We start from the raw sequence: 25,200 nt of genomic DNA, 5'->3' as shown, positions 1-25,200 counted from the left end.
TGATAGTTTTTTTATATATTGCAATATTAAATTAAAAAAATCGAAACGAGTGAAAATAATCATCATCAACGGACCAAATTTAAACTTATTAGGTAAACGTGAGCCAACTATTTACGGTAATGCCTCGTTTGAGGAGTATTTTAATAGTTTAAAAAAGCAATATCCCAACATTCAACTTGAATATTTTCAATCGAATATTGAAGGTGAACTTATTGATAAAATGCATGAAGTTGGTTTTGATTATCATGGTATCATCTTAAATGCAGCTGCTTATACACATACCTCTGTGGGTATTGGTGATGCTGTAAAAGCTATTGAACCCCCCGTCGTTGAAGTGCATATCTCTAATGTTTATGCTCGTGAAGAGTTTAGACAGCATTCTTATATTTCTCCTAATGCTGCTGGAGTTATAGTGGGGTTTGGACTAAAAGGATATCAGTTAGCTTTAGAAAGTTTTATAAAATAGTGAGATCTACCGTTTGAGTAATTGTGTGATACAATTGAAAAACGTGAATTTGACAATGAGAGTTCTTTTAAGCTAATGCATTACATTTAAAAAAGTAATATATAGCTTATGTATTAATAAGCTCGTTAACACCTATAAATTGCACTCCTTTTTTGCGTAATTCAATTTGTTGCCGGTGATAAACATCTTTATCTAATGCTTGTACGGCTTCATTGATAACAATACATTTAAATCCTTCATTTAGAGCATCAATTATGGAGAAGTAGACACAAATATCTGCAGCCAATCCACAAAAATAAATTTCACGAACTCCTTTATCTTTTAAATACCCAGTTAATCCTGTAGATTTTAAATGGGCGTTGTCATAAAAAGCACTACAACTATCAATTTCTACAGAAGTTCCTTTTCTGAAAATAGCTTCAATAGCTTGATCATTAAGTTTTGCATGCAAGGCAGCACCTGATGTGTTTTGCACACAATGTGTAGGCCATAATGTTTGTGATAGTCCATCAATGGTAATTACGTCAAACTCTTTCTTACCTGAGTGGTTATTCGCAAAACTAATATGGTTTTTAGGATGCCAATCTTGTGTTGCTACCACCAAATCAAAATGTGATTGCACTTGATTGATCATAGGTAAAATGGTGTCGCCGTCAGGCACAGGTAAATTACCATTAGGCATAAAATCTGGCTGAACATCAATTAAAAGTAGAGCTTGCATATGTTTAAACGGGTTAAATTTTACGTGATTTGATCAGTGCTTCTTGCTCTTTTTTGAGTGCTGTACTTATTCCTATTTTGTATTGATGTGGATTGTAAAAACGTTTATATTCTAATGGTAGTTGAGCAAAACGCTCGCGACTATATTCTGCAATTTCTGAAAGCGTACGTAGTTTAATTTTAATTTCTCCTTCGCCCATTACTTCTTTTAGCAACGGTTCTTGTTTTAAACTGTCAATGTCCATTTGCTTAAATGGGTCAAAAGGATGATGCATAGTTGTAACATGATTCTCGGTTTTCAAACTAATAACGTCCGCCCCAATCCATGTGCCCTCCTCAGATGTTACACGGTAAACTTGCTTGGCGTGTGGCAATGTGATTTTTTCTAAATTTTCTGAAATTTTAATTCTTGGTTTTCCATTAGAAAAAGCAAGTTTATATACACCATCTAGAGCTCCATTTGGTTTGCCAATGACCAAATTAGTACCTACACCATAGATGTCAATGGGTGCATTTTGTTCTTGCAAACTTTTTATTACATATTCATCTAATTGATTTGATGCTGCTATTTTTACATAGTGTAGTCCGGCTGCATCTAGAAGCTTTCTGCTTTCTTTGGCAAAATAAGCTAAATCTCCACTGTCCAATCGAATAGCAAATAACTTTTCACCACGTACCTCCATTTCTTTGGCTATGATAATGGCGTTGGGTATACCACTTTTTAAGGTGTTGTACGTGTCTACTAAAAGGACACATTTTTTTGGAAGTTGTAGGGCGAAATCTCTAAAAGATTCGAGCTCATTATCATAACTTTGCACAAAGGAATGAGCCATGGTTCCTGAAATAGGGATATTAAAATCTTCTCCAGCAATAACATTACTAGTGCCATCAAAACCACCAATAAAGGCAGCACGAGAAGCATAATAACCACCTGGTCCTTGTGCACGCCTTAGTCCAAAATCCAATAAAGAGCGATTACCTGCAATAAATCGCATACGACGAGCTTTAGTCGCAATTAAGCTTTGAAAATTAAGTAAATTTAGAACTATTGTTTCAATGAGTTGAGCTTCAATAAGAGTGCCTTCTACACGGAGCGTCGGTCGGTTTGGAAAAATCACATCACCTTCCATAACAGAAAATATTTTTCCATGAAAGCGGAATTTTTCTAAATAATCTAAAAAATCGTCAGGAAAATTTTGAGTTTTTAAAAACGAGATATCTTCCTTGCTAAATCGTAAACTTTTTAGTTTTTGTAATAAATCTTCAAGACCAGCAAAAATAGTATAGCCTCCTTCAAAAGGGTTTTTTCTAAAGTAATAATCAAACACGGCTGTTTGCTCATGTTTATTATTTTTAAAATAGGCTTGTGCCATCCTGAGTTGGTACAAATCGGTATAAGTAGCAGAAATTTTGAACACGTCTTGTTTTTAAACAAATATAAGTATTAGTCTTTAAGTAGGATCTTAATTAATTATACTTTTTTATGAAAAATAGCATAAACTAAAGGGCTATGTTAAGTAATAAGTAGTTGAAAATCCTTATAAATATTGATAAAATTTAAAAAAGAAGGGTGTTTTTTTAAATCGCACGTATTCGTTTATATTTTTAACTTCTAATCATTATCTTTGCACGATACAAAAAAATGCAGAACGCCAATGTTTTCAAATTTAAGTGATAAATTAGATAAAGCTATTCATGTCTTAAAAGGACATGGTCAAATAACAGAAATAAATGTTGCAGAAACATTAAAGGAGGTCCGTAGGGCTTTGTTAGATGCCGATGTTAATTATAAAATAGCTAAAGAATTTACGGCTCGTGTAAAAGAAAAAGCCTTAGGTCAAAACGTGTTAACCACATTAAACCCAGGTCAGTTACTTGTAAAAATAGTTAAAGATGAGTTGACAGAACTCATGGGAGGAGAAACCGTTGGAATTAATTTAAAAGGTTCTCCTACTGTAATTTTAATGTCAGGTTTACAAGGTTCTGGTAAAACTACTTTTTCTGGTAAATTGGCTAATTATCTAAAGACCAAAAAATCAAAAGAAGTTTTATTAGTAGGTTGTGATGTTTACAGACCTGCAGCAATTAATCAATTAAAAGTTGTTGGCGAGCAGATTGGTGTTGAGGTTTATGCGGAAGAAGGTAATCAGAATCCTGTTGAGATTTCTGAAAATGCCGTAAAGTATGCCAAAGCGAATGGTAAGAATGTTGTTATTATAGATACTGCCGGTCGTTTGGCTGTTGATGAAACTATGATGACCGAGATCTCAAATATTCATAAAGCTGTAAATCCACAAGAAACATTGTTTGTGGTAGATTCTATGACAGGGCAAGATGCTGTAAATACGGCAAAAGCCTTTAATGATGTCTTAAATTTTGAAGGAGTTATCTTAACGAAGTTAGATGGTGATACCCGAGGTGGAGCAGCCTTATCTATAAAATCTGTTGTTGATAAACCGATTAAGTTTATTGGTACTGGTGAAAAAATGGAAGCCATTGATGTTTTTCATCCCGATAGGATGGCAGAACGTATTTTGGGAATGGGTGATGTCGTTTCTTTGGTAGAAAGAGCTCAAGAGCAATATGATGAAGAAGAGGCTAGAAAAATACAGAAAAAAATAGCTAAAAACCAATTCGGATTTGATGATTTCTTAAAACAAATTCAGCAAATCAAGAAAATGGGTAACATGAAGGATTTGGTAGGTATGATTCCTGGTGTTGGTAAGGCTATGAAAGATATAGATATTGATGATGATGCTTTTAAAGGAATTGAAGCTATTATACATTCAATGACGCCTCTTGAAAGAAGCACGCCAACGGAAATCAATGCAAGTAGAAAAAAACGTATTGCAAAAGGTTCTGGAACTTCGGTTCAAGAAGTGAATCAACTCATGAAACAATTTGATCAAATGAGTAAAATGATGAAAATGATGCAAGGTGGTGGTGGCAAAAAAATGATGCAAATGATGAAGGGGATGAAATAAAACTGGAGCTGAGGCTTGAGCTATTTGACTTGAGACTCAACTAAAAATAATATTAATATCTCATATTTTTATAATGATAATTCTTGACGGTAAAAAAACATCAGCTGAATTAAAATCTGAAATTGCTGAATCAGTAAAACTATTAAAATCACAAGGAAAAAAAACACCGCATCTTGTTGCCGTGTTAGTGGGTACTGACGGAGCAAGTATGACCTATGTTGGAGCAAAAGTTAAGGCCTGTGAATTGGTAGGTTTCGAGTCTACATTAATAGATTTACCAGAAGAAACTACTGAAGAGAAATTATTACAAGAAATTGAAAGTCTCAACAATAATGATAGTATTGATGGGTTTATAGTTCAATTACCCTTGCCAAAACATATTGATGAACAAAAGGTATTGATGGCTGTAAACCCAGATAAAGATGTTGATGGGTTTCACCCAACTAATGTTGGGAAAATGACCTTAGATTTACCTTCTTTTTTACCTGCTACACCATATGGAATTTTAGAGCTTCTTGAAAGATATGAAGTTGAAACATCTGGTAAACATGTTGTCGTTATTGGTAGAAGTCATATTGTTGGTAGGCCAATGAGTATCTTAATGAGTCAAAAACGTAAAGCAGGTAATGCTACTGTAACCGTTGCTCACAGTCGTACAAAAAATCTAAAGGAATTAACATTACAAGCTGATATTATTGTTGCCGCTTTAGGAATTGCAGAGTTTCTTACTGGTGATATGGTAAAAGACGGTGTGGTTGTTATTGATGTAGGTATTACAAGAGTTGATGATGCTACAAAAAAACGAGGTTATAAATTAGCTGGTGATGTGCATTTTGAAAGTGTAAGCAAAAAAGCGAGTTTTATTACTCCTGTTCCTGGTGGTGTTGGACCAATGACTATTGCAATGCTTTTGAAAAACACACTTTTAGCTTGCGAAAATAAGGAGTAAAGTTTATTCGATTGAATTCCAGATATCTAGATATATTTTCCAGTCTTCATTTACTTTTTTCCAAACAATAACATATTTGCCTTTAAAAGCGGAAGTAGTGTTGTTTTTGTTGTTTTTAGAAGTTCCTTCAAAGTAACCATAATCATATGCATAATTATCAATTACGTTAATTTCTTTTGGAGTAACTTTATGTGATACTATTTTTATGTGTTTGGGTATAGTCCACCGTTTTTTAATGGCTTCATATCCCTCAATTATATCCGAATTCTCAGGGAAAATTTTACCATCTTCACTATAAAGAGAAGTTAATTTTTCAATATCGCCATCTATATAAGCCTTAGAAAATTCTTTGGTATTTTTTAAAATAACACTAACATCCTCACCCTTACCGACATACTCTTGTGCGTTAACAGAAATGGTTAATAGTAAAAACAGTAAAAAAGCATTAATTCTAGATGACATAGTGACTTTAAAATTAACTGAGTATTGAAAGAAGCGTAATAAGAACTGCAACAATAACTTTAACAAGAATCATGGTATATGAATTTTTATCAAAATTACGAATTCTGTTATGGTTACCGTATCATTATTAAAATAATTAGTAAATATTTAACCTTTATTTTAACATAATTTTCATCAAAATAGTTTTACGCTATTTAGCGAAAAGTTGATTCACATCTTTAAAAGCTTTAAATTCTAATGCATTTCCTGCTGGGTCTAAAAAAAACATAGTGGCTTGTTCTCCTATTTCACCTTCAAAACGGATGTAAGGCTCAATTATAAATTCAACATTTTTAGACTTTAATTTACTTGAAAAATCTTGAAAAGTATTCCATTCTAATACCACACCATAATGTGGCACAGGTACACTTTTTCCATCAACAGCATTCGTATGAGATTTTTCTTCTGATTTTGGCTTAAAATGGATTACTAATTGATGTCCAAAAAAATTAAAATCGACCCAATGATCACTACTTCTACCTTCTTCACATTCTAAAACAGTATTGTAAAATTTTCTGCACTCGGCTAAGTTATGAACGGGAATTGCAATGTGGAATGGCTGTACTTTTGTCATCGTTTTTTGTTTTTTTAAGATTCTCTATTTACTGCGTCAATTGAAAAGGCGGGCAAGCAAATTGCGAGATATTCACAAGCTTCATTAAACGGATTTGAATACTGAACTCTTGCATTCTTTTTTATTTTAATAGATTGTCCCGTTTCTAAAACTATTTTTTCACCTTCAATAATAAATTGTTTTTTGCCTTTTATGATATACGTATATTCATCAAATTCAGGAGACTGAAAAGGTTCAGACCAGCCTGGAGGAGCTATCATATGAGCAATGCTTACATCTGAATTGCCATCGGTTGCTAAGCCAAAATGTTCTTCAATTACTTTTCCGTCATCAGTAGGAACGACAAAGGGTGATTTCTGAATTTGATAATATTTCATTTTTTTCATTTTTTGTAAAAATAAGAGTTATTCCTCTTCGTATAAACTTAACCTATTGTTAAGTGTTATAATTTCTGTTTGTAAATTTTCAACACGTTTTAAAAGTTTATCTACAACATCTAATCCTTCCATATTAATATCTAGGTCAAAATGTAAACGTATCAATTTTTCAATAGTACTAATGTGATTTTTAGCTACACATTGTGTCTTTTCTATTTTAACAATTTCAACCAATTCATATTCACTTAATGTGTCTAAGAAAGATGATGGTACGTTATAATGAAGACAAAATTGTTGTATTGATATATAATTATCTGTGTCCATAATTACTGTAATTTTTTAAGTTCTTGAAATAATTCTTTCTCTTTAATGGAAAGATTTTTAGGCATCTCAATGGTATAGGTAATATACAGATTACCATATTCTCCTTCTTTTTTGTACTTAGGAAAACCTTTACCACTCAATTTTACTTTGGTACCATTTTGTGTTTCTGGCTTCACTTTCAATTTTACCTTACCATCAAAGGTGTCTACGGTAATATCACCACCTAAAATAGCTGTATAAATATCAATAGAAGCATCGGTATAAAGATGCTCATGATCTCGTTTAAACTTGGTGTTATTAATTATTGAAAAGGTAATAAACAAGTCACCATTTGGACCGCCATTAACGCCTTTACTACCATGTCCTTTAATTTTAATTACCTGTCCGTTTTCTATACCTGCTGGAATTGTAATTCTTATATTCTTACCGTTTACGGTTAATGTACGCTTATGTGTTGCGTACACATCTTTAAGATTCAGTTGTAATTCTGCATTAAAATCTTGTCCTCTAAACTTAACACCAGCACTACTTCGTTGACCGGAACTTCTACCGCCGAACATCGATTCAAAAAAATCTGAAAAATCATGTTCTGAAGAATTACCAGAGTAGGTACGTTGCCCTGAATTTCCTTGGTATTGATTTTGTTGTTTTGCTTTTTCGAATTGTTCAGCATGTTGCCAATCTTTGCCATACTCATCATATTTTTTTCTGTTTTCAGGATTACTTAAGACCTCATTGGCTTCGTTAATTTCCTTAAACTTTTTTTCAGACGCTTTGTTATTTGGATTTAAGTCTGGATGATATTTTCTGGCTAATTTTCTATAGGCTTTTTTGATGTCCTTTTCTGATGCGGTTTTTGATATCTCTAATATTTTATAGTAATCTATAAATGCCATTTATTTAGATTTTTAAATTTTAATAATATCTGTTGGTGTCTCCACTAAAATAGTAATTTCTCCTCTTAAAGCAATGGGCTGTTTCATTATTTCAGGATTATTTTGTATCATTTTTATCCAATCATCAGTAGAGAAGTTATGATGTTCAAAATGTTTAGCATAAGCAGGATGTTCTTGATTAACCAAATCTTTTAATTCCAAATTTAATTTATCAGCTAATTCAACAAGTTGTGTACCTGTTAATTTGGTTTTTAACATGTCTATTTCATGTATTGGCAATCCTTCTGATTTAGCATAAGCCAATGTTTGCTTTGCCCTTACTGAGTTTGAATTATAATACAGTGTAATTTGTCTGTTTGATGTCGCTATTTCTCCCATCTATTTATAATATATAACTATTGACTTATAAAAGTAGGAAAAAAGAGATAGAATAATACTGATTAATATCATTTTAAATTTTAAACCTTAAGCTTAATATTACGTATAAATTAAAATATATGAAACTTACTTTTTTTGGAGGAGCTGGCACGGTAACAGGTTCTAAAATATTATTAGAAGTAAATTATAAAAAAATATTAATTGATTGTGGCTTATTCCAAGGGCTTAAAGAATTACGTTTAAAAAATAGAGAACCGCTCCCTATAAACCTAAGCGATTTAGATGTTGTGTTATTAACTCATGCTCATTTAGATCATTGTGGTTATTTGCCTGTATTGGTAAAAAATGGTTATCAGGGTAAAATTTATTGTACAGAAGCTACTAGAGATTTAACCGAGATTATATTACTCGATAGTGGTAAAATTCAAAAAGAAGAGGCGGAAAGAGCCAATAGATATGGGTATACCAAGCATAAGCCAGCGGAGCCTTTATACGATGTAGATGATGCTAAAGATACCCTTGCACATTTTAAAACTTTTGAAGAAGATGTATGGCATGCTATTGACGAAGAAATTAAATTTAAGTTTTTAAATAGCGGTCATATTTTAGGTAGTGTTTTTATTGTTTTAGAAGTGAAAGGGAAAACATTTGTTTTTTCGGGAGATATTGGTAGAAAGCAACCTATACTTTTACATCCGTATAATTACATTCAGAAAGCAGATTATTTGGTAATAGAATCTACTTACGGTAATAGAATTCATGAGGATATTTCTATTGAAGATGAATTGTTAAGAACAATAAAACATACCTATACAAAAAGAGGAATATTAATTATACCAACTTTTTCAGTGGAAAGAGCTCAAGAAATTATTTATCTATTAAGTGTTTTAAAACGCAGAAATTTATTGCCGAACATTCCTATTTATTTAGACAGTCCAATGGGAGTAAACGCAACGGAGGTCTATTTTAAACATACAAAAAATCATACATTAACCACGGCAGATATCAATAGTATGTTAGCAACAGTGGAATTAATAAGTAATATTGACGCCTCAAAAGCTATAGTAAATGATGATAACCCAAAGATAGTTTTGGCGGGTAGTGGAATGATTACAGGTGGGCGAGTACTGCATTATTTAGATAATAATATTGGTGATAAAAAAAATAGTGTGTTAATTGTTGGTTTCCAGGCAGAAGGTACAAGAGGTCGGGCTTTATTGGAAGGAGATCGAGAAATCAAATTTTTTGGAAAATACCATAAAATTGAGGCGGAAGTCTTTAAGATTAATGCATTTTCTGGCCATGCAGATCAGAGTGAATTATTAGATTGGTTAACTCATTTTACCAGTCCACCAACACTTACATTTATAAATCATGGAGAACCACATCAAAGTCAAGTGTTAAGAACTAAAATTAAAACGGATTTAGGGTGGAATTGTACTGTGGCTAAAATGAATAAAGAGTATTACCTAAGTTAAAAAGGGTACCTTACTGTTATTCTTGATTGAATAATTCTACTGTATAAGATAGTAATTCTGTTCCTCCGGCTTTACCATGTCCTGGAATGACATGTACTATGTTTGGTAATTCCTTTATTATTTTTGAAACGGTATTTGACCAATCTGCAGTATTAGCATCCTCTAAATTTCCTTTTTTTGCTCCAATTGATTTTATCAAACAACCGCCAAAAAGGACTTTTTCACTGGGTATGTAGCTTACAATATTGTCATTAGTATGTCCTTCTCCAGAATATGAATTTCTTATGATTTCACCATTTAGTACAAGATTTTTTTTAAGGTCTAAAGTGACTTGAGGTAATTCTGCACTTTTATCTTTTATCATTGCTATGGTTTTTTCAGAGGCATATGATTTTATATTGTTTTTGTGAAACTCCTGTAATCCACCAAGGCAATCTTTATGAAAATGAGTTACTACCACTCCTTTAATATCAACCTTTTTCTTATTCTGAAGCCAATCGATAAGTTCTTTTGAAGTGGCATTATCAGTAGGTGTATCAAAGACCATCGCTTCACCTTCTTTAATAAATACCATGCCGTTACAAGCTACTTTTCCAAAATCTTGAGTTTGTAAATAAGAAATATGTATAAACGTATTTTCTGTTACTTGTTGTATCACAAGGTTTTCAGATTTATATATTTCTTTTTCAATTTGCGTTTGACATGAAACTAAAAATAAAAATAGACTTGTTAGCTGTTTAATTTTTATTTTGGTGTATTAATAAGCTTTAAAAATAGTAAATCCTTTATGAATTCATTAATTTTGCCCCCTAATTTTTTATTTTGATGAATATTCAAGAAACCATAGACAAAGCTATTAGAGCTGGATTGCAAGAGATTTATAATGTTGACATTGAAAATGTAGAGTTTCAAGCTACCCGAAAAGATTTTGAAGGAGATATTACTGTAGTGGTTTTTCCGTTTTTAAAAGTAATTAAAGGCAACCCCGTTGAAATAGGTACAAAGTTAGGTGTGTATCTTACTGAAAATGTTACTGAAATAACAAAATTCAATGTGGTCAAAGGTTTTTTAAATCTAGTATTGAGCGATGCTTATTTTATTGAAAACTTTGAGAAGAGCTATCAAATAGATAATTTTGGAATTAAAGAACCTGAATCAGGTCAGAAATCGGTTATGGTTGAATATTCTTCGCCAAACACTAATAAACCTTTGCATTTAGGTCATATTCGAAATAATTTATTGGGTTATTCAGTTGCTGAAATTATAAAGGCGTCTGGTAAAAAAGTTTATAAAACACAGATAATTAATGACCGTGGTATTCATATTTGTAAAAGCATGTTGGCTTGGCAAAAATGGGGAAATGGAGAGACGCCAGAGAGCACAAGCCTAAAAGGTGATAAGTTGGTGGGTAATTATTATGTGAAATTTGATCAAGAATACAAAAAAGAGATTCTCGATTTAGTTTCTAAAGGATACGCTGAAGATGATGCAAAAAAACAAGCACCATTACTTTTAGAAGCTCAAGAAATGCTTCAAAAATGGGAAGCCAATGATAAAACTGTTGTTGACTTATGGAAAGAAATGAACCAATGGGTGTATGACGGGTTTGAACAAACGTACAAAGCTCTTGGAGTTGATTTTGATAAAAATTATTATGAAAGTGATACCTATTTATTAGGTAAAGATATTGTAGCAGAAGGCTTAGAAAAAGGTGTCTTTTATAAAAAGGATGACGGATCAGTTTGGATAGATTTAACTGACGATGGTCTTGATGAGAAAATAGTATTACGTTCTGATGGTACAGCGGTGTATATGACACAAGATATTGGTACGGCAATACAACGTATTAAGGATTACCCAGATGTTGGAGGATTGGTTTATACCGTGGGTAACGAGCAAGATTATCATTTTAAAGTACTCTTTTTGATACTTAAAAAACTAGGGTTTGATTGGGCTAAAAATCTTTACCATTTGAGTTATGGTATGGTTGATTTACCTTCAGGAAAAATGAAATCTCGTGAAGGAACGGTAGTTGATGCAGATGATTTACTACTGGACATGACCAACACCGCCAGAGAAATTTCTGAAGATCTAGGGAAACTAGAAGGGTATACGGATGGAGAAAAAGCAAGCTTATTTAAAACCATAGGCTTAGGAGCTTTAAAATACCATATTCTAAAAGTTGATCCTAAAAAACGAATTTTATTTGATCCCAAAGAATCTATAGATTTTCAAGGAAATACAGGGCCTTTTATTCAGTATACCTATGCAAGAATACAATCTATATTACGAAAAGCAGATTTTGACTATGCTTTAGTAACAAACATAAATGATACAGCCCTAGAAGATAAAGAAAAATCAGTCTTAAAACAGTTGGCTTTATTTCCAGAAGTTGTACAACAAGCCGCAGAAAATTATAGTCCTGCTTTAATTGCAAATTATACCTACGACTTGGTTAAAGAATACAATTCTTTCTATCAAAGTATCCCCATTTTAGCTGCCGAAGACGAGCAAGAAAAGGTATTTAGAGTACAGTTATCCAAAAAAACAAGTGAAGTTATAAAGAGTGCTTTTGATATGTTAGGCATTGAGGTGCCGGAAAGGATGTAAGAGAATAAAATAAATACAAATAAATTTATGAAAAAATTAATTGTGCTAGTTTTAGTTTCAAGTATATTATTTACGTCTTGTACAAAAGAAAATGACCAAGAACCGAAAGATCCCATAATAGGTGCTTGGAAACCTATAAAAGAGGTAGAGGTTTATACGGATAACTCAATTTCTGAATTCTCGAATAATAATTGTAACCAAAAGTCTAGATTTATATTTTTTGAAGATGGCTCATTGGATTTTATTGAATATGCAAATGATGAAGTAAACGATGATTGTGAGAAAAGGACTGAGCCCGTCTTGACTTTTGGAAGTTGGGAGAGAAGTGTTAATGGATCTTATCGTATTATAACAACTTATACATATACTGCCAATCAGCATAGTTATACGGATGACAATATTCCCGATGTTTTTATATTTGAAAACAATAACAATACATTGAAGTTTGGCTATAATGATGATGAGATTATTAATGGTAAGCAATTAAAACACTATTACACTGAGTTTTTAAGAGTTGAATAAAATAGTTTTAATTTATTAGGTGTAGAAGTATCAGAAAGAATAATGCAACTCAAATAGCCAAGATCAATTCCTTATGAATATACAACTAATTTGTTCTGATATTGACGGAACGCTTTTAAACAAAGATAGAGAACTCTCAATTGCAACAATTGAGCAGATAAAAAGATTATCTCATATTCCTTTTATATTAATTTCTTCTAGAATGCCTAAAGCAATGACGCATTTGCAAGGTCAATTGGGGATTAAAAATTTAGCTCTAATAGCATATAATGGTGGTTTGGTTTTAGAAAATGAAACGGTTGTAGATTCTACAGAAATATCTACCAGCATTATCGATAAATTGCATAAAACTATTTTGAACACAGAATTACACTTTAGCTTATATCATGCCAATGAATGGTATGTACCTGAGTTGGACTATTGGGCAAAAAGAGAAGCGAATAATACAAAGGTTGATCCTGAAATTCAGGCTATTGACGTAACTATTGCGAACTGGAAAAAGGAAGACAAAGGAGCTCATAAAATCATGATAATGGGCGATGCGGAAGATATTGATCGCGTAGTTGAGATTATAAAAGACCAATTTGATTCAGAAATAATTGGGTATCGGTCAAAAGATACCTATTTAGAAATTGCTCCAAAATCCATTTCTAAAAAGACAGCTATCGAGGTTTTATTAAATAGTCATTATCCAAAATTAGCATTAGAAAATGTGGTTGCTTTTGGTGATAATTATAATGATATCGAAATGTTGAAAGCTGTGGGTGTTGGTGTTGCGGTATCTAATGCAATTGAAGAGGTTTTGGAAGTTAGTAGCACAGTTACGGATACCAATAAAAATGATGGTGTGGCAAAATTTCTAAGAGATTTTTTATAGTATTTTTGAAGGAATTACAGCGTTAAATGATTTTTATTTTGGAATATCTGTAAAAAAATAGCCGAATATAAACATTACTCGAACTTGGTAACCCATCAATTTTATAAACCTTATCTTTGCCAACTTATAAAAAACTATGACATTTAAAGACTTAGGCATTGTTGAGCCGATATTAAAAGCCTTAAACGAAAAAGGCTATACACACCCAACACCAATTCAAGAACAAGCTATACCCATTTTATTAAAAGGTAAAGACCTTATGGGCTGTGCACAAACAGGTACCGGTAAAACGGCCGCGTTTGCCATTCCTATTATACAACATATTTATAATAACAACCAAAAAGGTAGAGATTCTAAAAAAATTAAAGCTCTTATAGTTACACCAACTCGTGAGTTAGCTATCCAAATTTATGATAATTTCAAAATCTACGGTAAAAATACAGGCATCAAATGCAATGTTATTTTTGGTGGAGTAAAACAACATGCCCAAACCGCAGCTCTTCGACAAGGAGTTGATGTTCTTGTGGCGACACCAGGTAGACTGCTAGATTTGATGAACCAAGGTTTTATCAGCTTAAGAGATATAGAGTATTTTGTATTAGATGAGGCAGATCAGATGTTGGACATGGGGTTTATACACGATATTAAAAAAATATTAGCAAAATTACCTCAAAAAAGGCAATCGCTTTTCTTTTCAGCAACAATGCCTAAAAGTATTGTAGAATTATCTAGAAAAATATTGGGTAATTTTGATACGGTGACGATAAAACCAGAACAAGCCACTGCAGAAAAAGTGGAGCAAGCTATTTATTTTGTCCACAAAAAAGCAAAAATAAAATTATTAGTACATATACTTGAAACGCAGTCCATTAATTCTACATTGGTGTTTTCAAGAACCAAACATGGTGCCAATAAAATTGTAAAGTTGTTGGATAAAGAAGGAATTAATTCCGCAGCTATCCATGGTAATAAATCACAAGGAGCAAGAGTAAAAGCATTAGAAGGTTTTAAAGATGGTAAAATAAAAGTACTAGTTGCAACTGACATTGCAGCAAGAGGTATTGATATTGATGAACTGGCCTTAGTTGTAAATTATGATTTGCCAAATATTGCAGAAACGTATGTGCACAGAATAGGTAGAACAGGACGTGCTAAGGCAAGTGGTATTGCTGTTTCATTTTGCGACCAAGAAGAAAGAGCCTATTTACGTGATATTGAAAAATTAATCAAACAGAAAATACCTGTGATATCAGAACATCCTTTTATTAATTTTAAAGATGATAATCCAGGAAGTGATGAAAAGCCAAGACAACGTTCTAGATCTAATAATTCATCTAACAGAGATAGTCGTAATGGGAATAAAATCAAGAAAAATCCTAATAACAAAAGGCGTGAGTCAAACTCTAGGAATAGATAATAGATATTACATGTATTATGGTACTGTTTGATTTTAATAAAAATACCGACATATCTCATTGGAAAGTTACCAATGATGCCGTTATGGGAGGTAAATCGGTCGGGCAATTTTTACTTGATAATGAAGGTAATGGTGTTTATAAAGGAGAAGTATCTTTAGAAAATAATGGCGGATTTTCTTCTGTGAAAACTACTTTTGAACCAAAAAATATTGCGGACTTCAATACTTTTATTTTAAAAATTAAGGGAGATGGTAAAGCGTATCAATTTAGAATAAAATCAGATACATCTCAGCGTCATTCCTATATTTATAAATTTGATACAACCGGTGATTGGCAAACTATAGAAATTCCTTTATCTGATTTACATCCTGTATTTAGAGGGAGGAAGTTAGATTTGCCTAATTTTTGTGATCACCTATTGGCGGTAGTAACTTTTCTTATTGCCAATAAGAAAAATGAATCTTTTCAATTAAAAATAGCAAGTATTGATTTAAAATAATTAGTTATCTTTAACCTAATGTAAAGCCGAAATCATAAATAATTTAAGGAGGTTATGAGCTTTCTGTTTTATTAATTATTTTAGAAGTCCGTCTATGAAACCAACTATATTTTTACTACTCATGTTTTCATTTCTTTCAAATAATAAGTTATCTGCTCAAGATTGGCCTAACCTCACTAAATTCAAAATAGACAACGCTCCTATAGAAAAAGAAGCCAATAGTGAAAGTCGTATTGTGTTTATGGGTAACTCTATTACAGAAGGGTGGCTGAAATTAGATACTGCTTTTTTTGACAATAAAAATTATATAAACAGAGGGATAAGTGGTCAAACTACACCGCAGATGTTACTAAGGTTTAGGGCAGATGTAATTAATTTGGAACCTAAAGTTGTAGTAATTCTTGCAGGTACAAATGATATTGCTGGCAATACTGGACCAATGAGTTTCGATATGATTATAGATAACATGAAGTCTATGTGTGAGTTGGCAAAAGCTAATGCTATCAAAGTTGTATTATCTTCGGTACTTCCTGCCTATGATTATCCTTGGCGAAAAGGTCTTAATCCTAATGAAAAGATTCCAAAATTAAATAAACTTTTAAAAGCATATGCTGATGAAAATGACATTGTCTATTTAGATTATTTTTCGGCGATGGTTGACGATGAAAACGGATTGAAAAAAATATACACTGCTGACGGTGTACATCCAAATAAAGAAGGTTACCAAATTATGGACCCTCTTGCTAAAATGGCTATTGAAAAAGCTTTAAAAAAATAAATAATGTATAAACAGCTTACGTTTCTTATTCTTGCAGTAATTGTAATTTCATGCAAAGCCCCATCACAAAAGGAAATTACCAAAATAGCATTTGGTTCATGTGGACATGAGACACATCCTTTACCCATTTTTGATGTTGTGGTAAAACATAACCCTGATTATTTTATTTTTTTAGGTGATAATATCTATGGAGATACGAAAGATATGGATGTGTTAAAAACAAAATATCAAAAGCTGGCTGATAAACCTACCTTTCAAAACCTTAAAAAGAATACTGAAATTTTAGCCACTTGGGACGATCATGATTATGGATGGAACGATGCCGGTCGACATTATTCTCATAAGAAAGAATCGAAAGAAATATTTCTCGATTTTTTTGATGAACCTAAAAATTCTGAGCGTAGAAATCATAAAGGTATTTACACATCATATGTAAAAGAAATCGGCAACAAAAAATTACAAATCATTCTATTAGATGTTCGTACTTTTAGAGATGATATTAAAAGGAACGAAGGCGAATTTAAAGATGATAAGCGATATTTTTATAAACTTGATTATGCTCCATATCAAACTGCAGATTCTACTTTTTTAGGTGCTAAGCAATGGAAATGGTTAGAAAAAGAATTAGAAAAACCAGCAGATATAAGAATAATAGGTTCCGGTTCACAATTTGGTATTGAATTTAATGGATATGAAGGTTGGGCTAATTTTCCGCATGAACAGAAAAGATTACTTAACCTTATTAAAAAGACAAAAGCAAATGGAGTCCTATTCATTACTGGGGATGTACATTATGCTGAAATTTCAAAACTTAAAGAACCAGATCTTTACCCCATATATGATGTAACTTCAAGTGGGTTATCATCAACTTGGCATTTTGCAACACCCAATAAAAATAGAATTGAAGGTCCAGTAATGGAAAATCATTTTGGACTAATCAGCATTGATTGGTCATTAAAAATTCCAGAAATAAAAATGGAAGTTTGGGATGTTAACGATAATCAAAGGTTTGAATACACCATCAATTTGGCAGATATTAGTTTTAATTAATACCGTTTAATTTGGAAGATTGGTTGTTCAGCTAAATAATTTATAATAATAAATTATTATGTTTATTTTTAGGGCTTAATCAATCAGTATGAAAAATAAAATATTTTACCCTTATTTCTTAATTATTTGCATCGGACTTATTAGCTTAACTTCTTGTGAAACTAAAAAACCAGCTATTCCTAAAGATTTAGCGAAGCAACAATTGATACCAAAACCAGTTAATGTTAATGCTACAGGTAGTTCATTTGAAATAAATAGCAATACCTCTATTCAGTATCAAACTGACGAATTACAACCTATTGCAGCGTATCTTGCTGAAATGTTACGTCCTGCTACAGGCTTTGAAATTCCAGTAAAAGTAATGGACTCTAAACCATCATCTGATCATATATTTTTAACCCTAACAGATAGTATTACGTCAAATGAAGGTTATAAATTAATAACAAAAGAAAGCGGTATCGTCATCAAAGCAAATAAACCTGCAGGTTTGTTTTATGGTGTACAAACCTTGCGACAATTATTACCAGCAAGTATTGAAAAAGGCACTAAAATATCTGACACCTTATTAGTGGCTACAGGAACAATTACAGATAGTCCATCATACGGTTATCGTGGTGCAATGTTAGATGTATCTCGTCACTTTTTTGGTGTTGATGATGTGAAAAGAGTAATTGATTTACTTTCAATTTATAAAATGAACAGGTTGCATTTGCACCTTTCTGATGATCAGGGATGGCGTATTGAAATTAAATCATGGCCAAACTTAACAGCACATGGTGGAAGCTCAGAAGTAGGAGACGGAGAAGGTGGGTTTTATACCCAAGAGCAATATAAGGACATTGTTAAATACGCTCAAGATCGTTTTATAACTATTGTTCCAGAAATTGATATGCCGGGCCATACTAATGCTGCATTGGCTTCTTATCCTGAATTGAATTGTAATGGAAAAGCAACAGAATTATACCACGGAACAAATGTTGGATTCAGTACCCTATGTATAGATAAAGAAATAACCTATAAATTTATTGATGATGTTTTTGGCGAATTAGCAGCCATGACACCGGGAGAATATATTCATATTGGTGGTGATGAATCGCATGTAACTCCTTTAAAGGACTTTATTCCATTTATTAATAGAGCTCAGAAAATTGTTGAAAAACATGGAAAAAAAGTCATAGGTTGGGATGAAATTGCACATGCTGAGTTATTACCAAATACGGTGGTACAATATTGGTCAAAAGGCGAAAATGCTATCAAAGGTATGGGGCAAGGAGCGAAAGTATTAATGTCTCCAGCAACAAAGGCATATTTAGATATGCAATATGATTCTATTACTCCAATCGGTCTACATTGGGCTGCTTATATAGAGGTTGATGAAGCTTATAATTGGGATTTAGCCACTTTTGAGGAAGGAATCTCAAAAGAAAATATTATTGGTATTGAAGCTCCATTATGGTCTGAAACAGTTGAGACTATGGATGATATAGAATATTTAGTTTTTCCTAGAGTATTAGGTTTGGCAGAAATTGGATGGACGCCAACCTCTCAAAGAAATTGGGATGAGTACAAAGTAAGACTAGGTAATCATAAAGACAGGTTGGAAGCTTTAGGTATAAACTATTATCCTTCTACACGTGTTCCATGGAATTCTATTTCCGCTCAAAATGATAGTATCATTAAAAAATAAAAACAAGGATCAAGGTAACAGCTTTTATTGGAGTTCAAACACGGTGATGTTAGGATTCTTTATTTTAATTAAACATAAAATAGTATTAAAATGAAACAAATTTCAGTTCTATTTTTTCTAGTTATTCTCTTTTTAAGCTGTACGAAGTCAAATAAAGAAGAGAAACTTGAGGTTCAAGTTGATAATGCCTATAGAGTTATTGCTTATGTTCATGGATGGAATGATATTTTAGTAACACACAAAGAAAAAGCCAATCAAATAACCCATATTAATTATGCCTTTGCCAATATTAAAGATGGAAAAGTCACTGAGGGTAATAGTTCTGATTCAGAAATATTAAAAAAGATAAACCAATTAAAATTGGTAAATCCCGATTTGAAAATTCTAATTTCTGTTGGAGGATGGTCTTGGTCTAAAAATTTTTCAGATGCAGTTCTAACGGAGCAATCCAGAGAAGTTTTTGCGAATAGTGCCATTGCCTTTATGCAGAAACATGATATTGATGGTATTGATTTGGATTGGGAGTATCCAGGGCAAATTGGAGATAATAATACGTTTAGACCAGAGGATAAAGAGAATTTTACCTCAATTTTAAAGTTAATTAGAGAAAAGTTAGAAGCTATTAAGCCAAAAACATACCTTTTAACTATCGCTACAGGAGCCAATCAAGCGTATTTGGAGCATACCGATATGGCTGAAGCTCATCAATATTTAGATTTTATAAATATAATGACTTACGATTATTATACCGGTGGATCAAATAGTACTGGGCATCATTCTAATTTATACGCATCTGAACTAAATAAGGACGCTATGAATTCTGCTAAAGCAGTTGAGCAACATATAAATGCGGGTATTCCAATTGAAAAAATAGTTCTAGGAGTTCCTTTTTATGGGAGATGGTGGAAAGGTGTAAATGCAGAAAATAACGGATTATATCAAGATTCTTCTGGAGCAAGAGGAAGTTACAACTTCAAAGACGTTGAAGAAAATTACATTGATAAAAACGGATTTGTAGCTCTCTGGGATGATGAAGCAAAAGTACCTTACTTATGGAATACTGCAGAAACTCAATTTGTAACCTATGAAAATTCTAAATCATTAAAATTTAAAATTGATTATATTAAAGAAAAGAAAATAGGTGGTGTAATGTTTTGGCAATTGAACCAAGATAGTGGTACATTGCTAAATACTATTTCAGATAACTTAAAATAACTTCAGTGTTTAATTGCTTCATTCACGATCTAGTTATTACAATCTTATGTAACGTAACACAGCCTATCTCAATTTTTTCATTATCATTGGACCAATTAGTTTAGAAACTCCTGACGTATTTATCTTCATTCTATTGGCTTACTTTCAGTTCAACTAACCATATTTAACTATATTTGTCGCCACAAAAAAAATCAGGATGTTACAAAGAAAAGTAGGTGCCATATTATTGTTTTGTTTATTATGTAGTGTCTTTACGAATGCACAAAAGGATACCGTAAATTTGAAAGAAGTAATTGTTACGTCAAACAGAATATCAATACCTTATTTTAAAACTTCAAGAACAATAAACCTTATAACCGCAAAAGAAATAAAAAACTCGACAGCAACAAATGTTGTAGAAGTTTTGCAGCAGGTAGCGGGTATTGATGTCAGACAACGGGGTGTAGATGGCACGCAAGCAGATCTTTACATTAGAGGTGGTAGCTTTGATCAGACACTTATTTTAATTGATGGCATAAAAATGGATGATGCTCAAACGGGGCATCATACAATGAATGCTATGGTAGCCTTAGATAATATAGAACGTATTGAAGTCATTAAAGGCCCAGCTGCGAGAGTATTTGGACAAAACGCCTTTGCTGGAGCTATAAATATTGTGACTAAAAAAATCCAATCAAATGCATTGACAGCATCGCTTGGGTATGGTTCTTATAATAATTTAAAGGCTTCTGTAGGTTATAGAAAAGCTTTTACAAATGGAGGAGGTTTTCAAATCCATGCACAAAAACAAAAATCGGATGGGTATAGAACAAATTCTGATTTTGATAACACTTCTGTATTTTTAAAATCGCAAGTTAAAAATTATAATTTTTTAGTTTCTTTAAGTGAGCGAAAATTTGGTGCAGAAAATTTTTACACATCAAATCCTGATTGGAAAGAATATGAAGAAACACAAACAAGTTTATTTGCAGTTTCTTCTGTGTACAGAGCTAAGAACTTGATCATAAAGCCAAGAATTTATTGGAGAAGAAATCAAGATATATTTTTATTGAAAAGATATGAGCCTAGCTTTTTTAGGAATTTGCATATCACAAATAAAATTGCGGCTGAAACTAATTTTGAACTGACCTCTGACTTGGGGAAAACGGGATTTGGAATAGACTTAAATAAAGTGTTTTTGTCAAGTAATAATTTAGGTGATCGTGATCGATTTATGTTAACTTCATTTTTAGAACATCGTTTTGAAATTGGTGATTTAGATGTAACTCCGGGATTAGCATTTACTTACTTTTCTGATTTTGATGCTCAAATATTTCCTGGTTTAGATGTCGGATATGGGGTGACAGATCATATAAAATTATATGGTAATATAGGCTATACCTATCGTATACCAACTTTTACAGATTTATACTATTCAGATCCAGGCACCGAAGGTAATTCTGAATTAAAACCTGAATCTGCCTTGTCTGAAGAAATTGGATTTAAGTTTACCACTGAAAAATTTCAGGTTAATGTTGCTGTTTTTAATCGGACTTCTGATGATTTAATTGATTATACCAAAGAGGTTGAAGCTGATAAATGGAAAGCTCAAAATTTTAGTAAAGTAAATACCAAAGGTTTTGAAACTTCAGTTAATTATAATTTTGAAGTTAGTAATTATAATCAAAATATAAAATTAGGGTATAATTTTATAGATGATGATATAAAAGATGTAAACGTCGCATTTACCAGATATGGTTTAAATAGTTTAAAGCATCAATTTACTTCAAGTTTACATACTCAATTTTTGTCTTTTTTAGACCAAAGCATTAGCTTTAGGTTTGTGGAAAGAACTAACGGACAAACTTATAATTTGGTTGATTTTAAGTTAAGAGCCAAATTCAATAAATTTGAAATTTCAGCAAAGGCTAATAATATTTTTAATACGGAATATATAGAACAAGGTTTGGTACCTATGCCAAAAGGAAATTTTATGTTTGGATTAACTTATAATTTATATTAATCAACTAAAGTTTAAGACGTTAAAAAACGTTGTTTTTATCAGGTAAAAATAGTTAGCTGAGGTTATAATCTTAGTAAAGTAGATAACTTCAGCAGAGTTAATAAACGAATTATAATTTCGATTTCTTTCAATTCCGTATATTTATACTCAAACCCTTTTCCATGAGATTTTTACTGTTATTTGTGTTCGTTTTTAGTATTGCTTGCTCACAATCTAATATAACTCCACTCGAACAAGCTCTAGCATCTGAAAATCAAAAAATTCGTACTGTAATGGACAGCTTAGAGCAGTACGAAGTACAAATTCTATATACAGAAATAATTAGAGATGAAGCTAATCGACCTTCATTTAAAGATGATAGGTTTCAGGTTAATGATAGTAATTATTTTTATCCAGCAAGTACAGTAAAATTTCCAACATCAATTTTGGCTTTGGAAAAGCTAAATGAAGATGATCGTTTTGACAGAAATGCCAATTTTTTTGTTGAAGGCGATACTCTAGTCACAACATTTGGTAATGAAATTAAGAAAATATTTGCCGTAAGTGACAATGCGTCTAACAATAGGCTATTTGAATATTTAGGACAAGATGAAATCAACAACCGATTAGAAAGTAAAGGGATAATTGCTCGTATTTCACATAGATTATCTATTCCAAATTCGGATAAGCTAACCACAAAATCACTGGTTTTTTATTTAAATGACAGTACCACAACCCCTACAATGCCTATAATTAATAAACCTTTAGAATCGCTAACTATTAAAAAAATAAGTAAAGGGGTAGGTTTTTTAGATGATGATGAGTTGATAAATGAACCGATGGATTTTTCTTTTAAAAATTATTTACCTATTACTTCATTACATAATACGATGAAGCAATTGATGTTTCCTGAACTATACCCTAAAGAAAAACAGTTTCATTTAACAGAAAACGACAGGGAGTTTTTAATCAATATGATGAAAATAACACCAAAAGAAGCAGGTTATATAGGTGATGATTATTACGATAGTTATGTAAATTTTTTGGTATTTGGAGATGATAAATCACCAATGCCTGATACTATAGAAATTTACAATAAGGTTGGGTATGCCTATGGTTACTTAACTGATTGTGCATATATCAAAAACAAAGAAACGGATAAGGAATACATTATAACGGCCACTATTCATACCAACAAAAATAAAATTTATAATGATGGTATTTATGAAACAGATTCTGTTGGAATTCCTTTTTTGGCTGAGCTAGGTAGGCAGTTGGTTAAAATATAAGTTTATATTTCCTCCAAAACAGATTTCCCTTTTGATTTGTCGCCTGAAGTCCATTGCCAACTTTCATGTAATCTAATTTTTCCAGAAGGCATAATTTCTGGACTTGATTTACAATTACCAGTCATTATTTCACCTCTTTTATTAATTTGATGATAGCTCATTTCAATGTTTCCATCACCATCTACTAAACCAATTAAATGACCACAAATTATTTGCCCACCTGAATAATTGGAGGTGAGTATAGTGCCTTTTTGTTTATATTCAAAAACGGTTTCGGTTGAAGTTTCACCATTTTCGCTGTTAGCAATGGATCGAAAAAGTTTGTTATTATAATTCATTTTTTTGATGATTTGGCCTTCTTATAAAATTTTTTCAAGAGCTAACTAAATTGGTCTTTTGAAGACTCTTTTTGAATAAATTTATAAAACATACTTGTTAAAGATATCATCTAACTCTTCATCGGGATTATAACAGAGTCCTGAGTGCGTTTTAGAGCTTTGAATAATGGTACTTCTACAAGCTGCTAGCCATCTAAACCTATCAGATAATTCGAGTTTACCTATGGGGCCACCAGCAGTTGCTCCATCACAAATTAATTTCCAAGCATTTAAATATTCATTCAATACTTCTAACTCCGTTTCAGGAGAAAATACTTTTAATAATTCTTGATTAACTTTATATTTTATGCCTAGAAATTTTTTCCGTTTAGAAAACAGAATTACGCCAACATTGAAGAATTCTTCGCGTTCTACTCTAGGAACAACTCTGATTATGGCATATTCAAATGTAACTCTATCTTGCATCGGCTGCTTCTTTAACTAAAATATCAATCATAGATAATTTAGTGGTTATAAATTGAATATATGCTGCTCTCATTTCCTCAGGACCTAAAATATCAGATTCACTTAGCAACCAGTCTTCTGGAATATTTGAAACTATTTCAATAATTTTATCTTTATGAAGTAACTTTTGTATTTCTATAGAAGCTTCTTCTAAACAAGTAGCTCGTTGTAAAAGTACATGGTCTTTTATATAAGGAAAAGTCCTGTCAAGATGGCTTTCCCAATTTTCCCAATTATGATGAAAATAGAAACTAGCTCCGTTATCTATAACCCACAGTTCATTATTCCAGTTAAGTAAATTGGTATTTTTGGCTGTTCGGTCAATATTACTAATTAAGCTATCTAAAATAACCACTTTCGAAGCAGTCATTGCATCTACTTTGGAAACTAAAGGATCAAAAGTAATAGAACCCGATAAATAATGCAATCCTAAGTTTAAACCAATACTAAATTTAAGCAAGTCCTGTATTTCTTCATCAGGTTCTGTTTTACTAAACGAATCATCCAAATTCATAAATACCAATTCAGGAACATTAAGTCCAACGGCTCGAGCTAATTCGCCACCAATGAATTCAGCTATAAGAGCCTTTTTTCCTTGTCCTGCTCCTCTAAACTTGAGCACATATAGAAAACCATCATCAGCTTTTACTATCGCAGGAAGCGAACCACCTTCTCTTAATGGATGTACATATTGAACAACATCTACTATTCTAATATCAATTTTATTCATGAATACTAAAATAGTAAAAATATTAGGTTGAGAGCCTATAGATATTTTTATTATT

The 25,200-nt window shown here is 32.0% G+C and carries 27 protein-coding genes; 15 read left to right on the top strand and 12 right to left on the bottom strand.

Features of this window, described 5'->3' with window-relative positions:
- Positions 1–49: 49 nt before the first annotated feature.
- Positions 50–466 (top strand): type II 3-dehydroquinate dehydratase, encoded by a 417-nt coding sequence (aroQ, locus tag D3P13_RS19715; RefSeq protein ID WP_117884976.1) that lies wholly within the window; start codon positions 50–52, stop codon positions 464–466.
- Between the two features lie 106 nt (positions 467–572).
- Here aroQ and pncA read toward each other — a convergent pair whose 3' ends face one another.
- Complete coding sequence (gene pncA, locus D3P13_RS19710) at positions 573–1,187, bottom strand: bifunctional nicotinamidase/pyrazinamidase (protein ID WP_117884973.1); 615 nt, start codon at positions 1,185–1,187, stop codon at positions 573–575.
- Positions 1,188–1,200: 13 nt separating this feature from the next.
- Positions 1,201–2,604, bottom strand: a complete 1,404-nt coding sequence (locus D3P13_RS19705) for a nicotinate phosphoribosyltransferase (RefSeq protein WP_117884971.1) — start codon at positions 2,602–2,604, stop codon at positions 1,201–1,203.
- A 237-nt stretch (positions 2,605–2,841) separates the two neighbouring features.
- Between D3P13_RS19705 and ffh the strand changes: the two genes are divergently transcribed.
- Both ffh and D3P13_RS19695 read left to right on the top strand, forming a co-directional pair.
- Positions 2,842–4,170, top strand: coding sequence for a signal recognition particle protein (ffh, locus tag D3P13_RS19700; protein ID WP_117884969.1), 1,329 nt, complete (start codon positions 2,842–2,844; stop codon positions 4,168–4,170).
- A 73-nt stretch (positions 4,171–4,243) separates the two neighbouring features.
- Positions 4,244–5,119, top strand: a complete 876-nt coding sequence (locus D3P13_RS19695; RefSeq protein WP_117884967.1) for a bifunctional 5,10-methylenetetrahydrofolate dehydrogenase/5,10-methenyltetrahydrofolate cyclohydrolase — start codon at positions 4,244–4,246, stop codon at positions 5,117–5,119.
- Positions 5,120–5,122: 3 nt separating this feature from the next.
- On the opposite strand, the gene D3P13_RS19690 is transcribed toward D3P13_RS19695, so the two are convergent.
- From D3P13_RS19690 to D3P13_RS19665, 6 genes are all read right to left on the bottom strand, one after another.
- On the bottom strand, positions 5,123–5,581 hold the full coding sequence (locus D3P13_RS19690; RefSeq protein WP_117884965.1) for a YybH family protein: 459 nt from the start codon (positions 5,579–5,581) through the stop codon (positions 5,123–5,125).
- 190 nt (positions 5,582–5,771) lie between these two features.
- Entirely contained in the window at positions 5,772–6,194 is a 423-nt protein-coding gene (locus D3P13_RS19685) for a VOC family protein (protein WP_117884963.1), read from the bottom strand.
- A gap of 14 nt (positions 6,195–6,208) precedes the next feature.
- Entirely contained in the window at positions 6,209–6,571 is a 363-nt protein-coding gene (locus tag D3P13_RS19680) for a cupin domain-containing protein (RefSeq protein WP_117885082.1), read from the bottom strand.
- Positions 6,572–6,598: 27 nt separating this feature from the next.
- Positions 6,599–6,895, bottom strand: coding sequence for a chaperone modulator CbpM (locus tag D3P13_RS19675; RefSeq protein ID WP_117884961.1), 297 nt, complete (start codon positions 6,893–6,895; stop codon positions 6,599–6,601).
- 2 nt (positions 6,896–6,897) lie between these two features.
- Positions 6,898–7,791: a DnaJ C-terminal domain-containing protein gene (locus D3P13_RS19670; RefSeq protein ID WP_117884959.1), complete on the bottom strand. Its 894-nt coding sequence runs from the start codon at positions 7,789–7,791 to the stop codon at positions 6,898–6,900.
- A 12-nt stretch (positions 7,792–7,803) separates the two neighbouring features.
- On the bottom strand, positions 7,804–8,169 hold the full coding sequence (locus tag D3P13_RS19665) for an arsenate reductase family protein (RefSeq protein ID WP_117884957.1): 366 nt from the start codon (positions 8,167–8,169) through the stop codon (positions 7,804–7,806).
- A gap of 119 nt (positions 8,170–8,288) precedes the next feature.
- Here D3P13_RS19665 and D3P13_RS19660 point away from each other — a divergent pair, with 119 nt between their 5' ends.
- The gene (locus tag D3P13_RS19660; protein WP_117884955.1) at positions 8,289–9,647 is read left to right on the top strand and encodes an MBL fold metallo-hydrolase RNA specificity domain-containing protein; all 1,359 of its coding nucleotides are present in this window, start codon (positions 8,289–8,291) and stop codon (positions 9,645–9,647) included.
- Between the two features lie 16 nt (positions 9,648–9,663).
- Here the strand turns inward: D3P13_RS19660 and bla are convergent, their stop codons facing one another.
- Complete coding sequence (gene bla, locus D3P13_RS19655; protein WP_117884953.1) at positions 9,664–10,395, bottom strand: subclass B1 metallo-beta-lactamase; 732 nt, start codon at positions 10,393–10,395, stop codon at positions 9,664–9,666.
- A 77-nt stretch (positions 10,396–10,472) separates the two neighbouring features.
- On the opposite strand from bla, the gene argS reads away from it, so the two are divergent.
- The 11 genes from argS to D3P13_RS19600 all read left to right on the top strand — a co-directional run bounded on the left by argS (position 10,473) and on the right by D3P13_RS19600 (position 23,573).
- Positions 10,473–12,257, top strand: a complete 1,785-nt coding sequence (gene argS, locus D3P13_RS19650; protein ID WP_117884951.1) for an arginine--tRNA ligase — start codon at positions 10,473–10,475, stop codon at positions 12,255–12,257.
- A gap of 27 nt (positions 12,258–12,284) precedes the next feature.
- Positions 12,285–12,779: a hypothetical protein gene (locus D3P13_RS19645; protein ID WP_117884949.1), complete on the top strand. Its 495-nt coding sequence runs from the start codon at positions 12,285–12,287 to the stop codon at positions 12,777–12,779.
- Positions 12,780–12,852: 73 nt separating this feature from the next.
- Positions 12,853–13,656, top strand: coding sequence for an HAD family hydrolase (locus D3P13_RS19640; protein WP_117884947.1), 804 nt, complete (start codon positions 12,853–12,855; stop codon positions 13,654–13,656).
- A 136-nt stretch (positions 13,657–13,792) separates the two neighbouring features.
- Entirely contained in the window at positions 13,793–15,073 is a 1,281-nt protein-coding gene (locus tag D3P13_RS19635) for a DEAD/DEAH box helicase (protein ID WP_117884945.1), read from the top strand.
- Between the two features lie 17 nt (positions 15,074–15,090).
- A complete protein-coding gene (locus D3P13_RS19630) occupies positions 15,091–15,573 on the top strand; it encodes a CIA30 family protein (protein ID WP_117884944.1) in 483 nt (160 codons plus the stop codon).
- A gap of 94 nt (positions 15,574–15,667) precedes the next feature.
- Positions 15,668–16,351, top strand: coding sequence for an SGNH/GDSL hydrolase family protein (locus tag D3P13_RS19625; protein ID WP_117884941.1), 684 nt, complete (start codon positions 15,668–15,670; stop codon positions 16,349–16,351).
- A 3-nt stretch (positions 16,352–16,354) separates the two neighbouring features.
- Entirely contained in the window at positions 16,355–17,401 is a 1,047-nt protein-coding gene (locus D3P13_RS19620; RefSeq protein WP_117884939.1) for an alkaline phosphatase D family protein, read from the top strand.
- Between the two features lie 88 nt (positions 17,402–17,489).
- The gene (locus D3P13_RS19615) at positions 17,490–19,088 is read left to right on the top strand and encodes a beta-N-acetylhexosaminidase (protein WP_117884937.1); all 1,599 of its coding nucleotides are present in this window, start codon (positions 17,490–17,492) and stop codon (positions 19,086–19,088) included.
- Positions 19,089–19,178: 90 nt separating this feature from the next.
- Positions 19,179–20,303, top strand: coding sequence for a glycoside hydrolase family 18 protein (locus tag D3P13_RS19610; protein WP_117884935.1), 1,125 nt, complete (start codon positions 19,179–19,181; stop codon positions 20,301–20,303).
- Between the two features lie 196 nt (positions 20,304–20,499).
- On the top strand, positions 20,500–22,305 hold the full coding sequence (locus tag D3P13_RS19605) for a TonB-dependent receptor plug domain-containing protein (protein ID WP_117884933.1): 1,806 nt from the start codon (positions 20,500–20,502) through the stop codon (positions 22,303–22,305).
- A gap of 161 nt (positions 22,306–22,466) precedes the next feature.
- A complete protein-coding gene (locus tag D3P13_RS19600; RefSeq protein ID WP_117884931.1) occupies positions 22,467–23,573 on the top strand; it encodes a serine hydrolase in 1,107 nt (368 codons plus the stop codon).
- A gap of 2 nt (positions 23,574–23,575) precedes the next feature.
- On the opposite strand, the gene D3P13_RS19595 is transcribed toward D3P13_RS19600, so the two are convergent.
- The 3 genes from D3P13_RS19595 to D3P13_RS19585 form a co-directional block, all read right to left on the bottom strand.
- The gene (locus D3P13_RS19595; RefSeq protein WP_117884929.1) at positions 23,576–23,911 is read right to left on the bottom strand and encodes a n-acetylglutamate synthase; all 336 of its coding nucleotides are present in this window, start codon (positions 23,909–23,911) and stop codon (positions 23,576–23,578) included.
- 81 nt (positions 23,912–23,992) lie between these two features.
- A complete protein-coding gene (locus D3P13_RS19590; protein ID WP_117884927.1) occupies positions 23,993–24,376 on the bottom strand; it encodes a DUF3037 domain-containing protein in 384 nt (127 codons plus the stop codon).
- The gene (locus D3P13_RS19585) at positions 24,366–25,145 is read right to left on the bottom strand and encodes a HipA family kinase (RefSeq protein WP_117884925.1); all 780 of its coding nucleotides are present in this window, start codon (positions 25,143–25,145) and stop codon (positions 24,366–24,368) included. Before D3P13_RS19585 ends, D3P13_RS19590 begins: the two co-directional genes overlap by 11 nt.
- Positions 25,146–25,200 lie beyond the last annotated feature (55 nt).

Source organism: Aureibaculum luteum (assembly GCF_003449015.1).
Classification (GTDB): domain Bacteria; phylum Bacteroidota; class Bacteroidia; order Flavobacteriales; family Flavobacteriaceae; genus Aureibaculum; species Aureibaculum luteum.
Note: the sequence above shows the minus strand (reverse complement) of the source record. Positions and strands in the feature narration are given on the sequence as shown.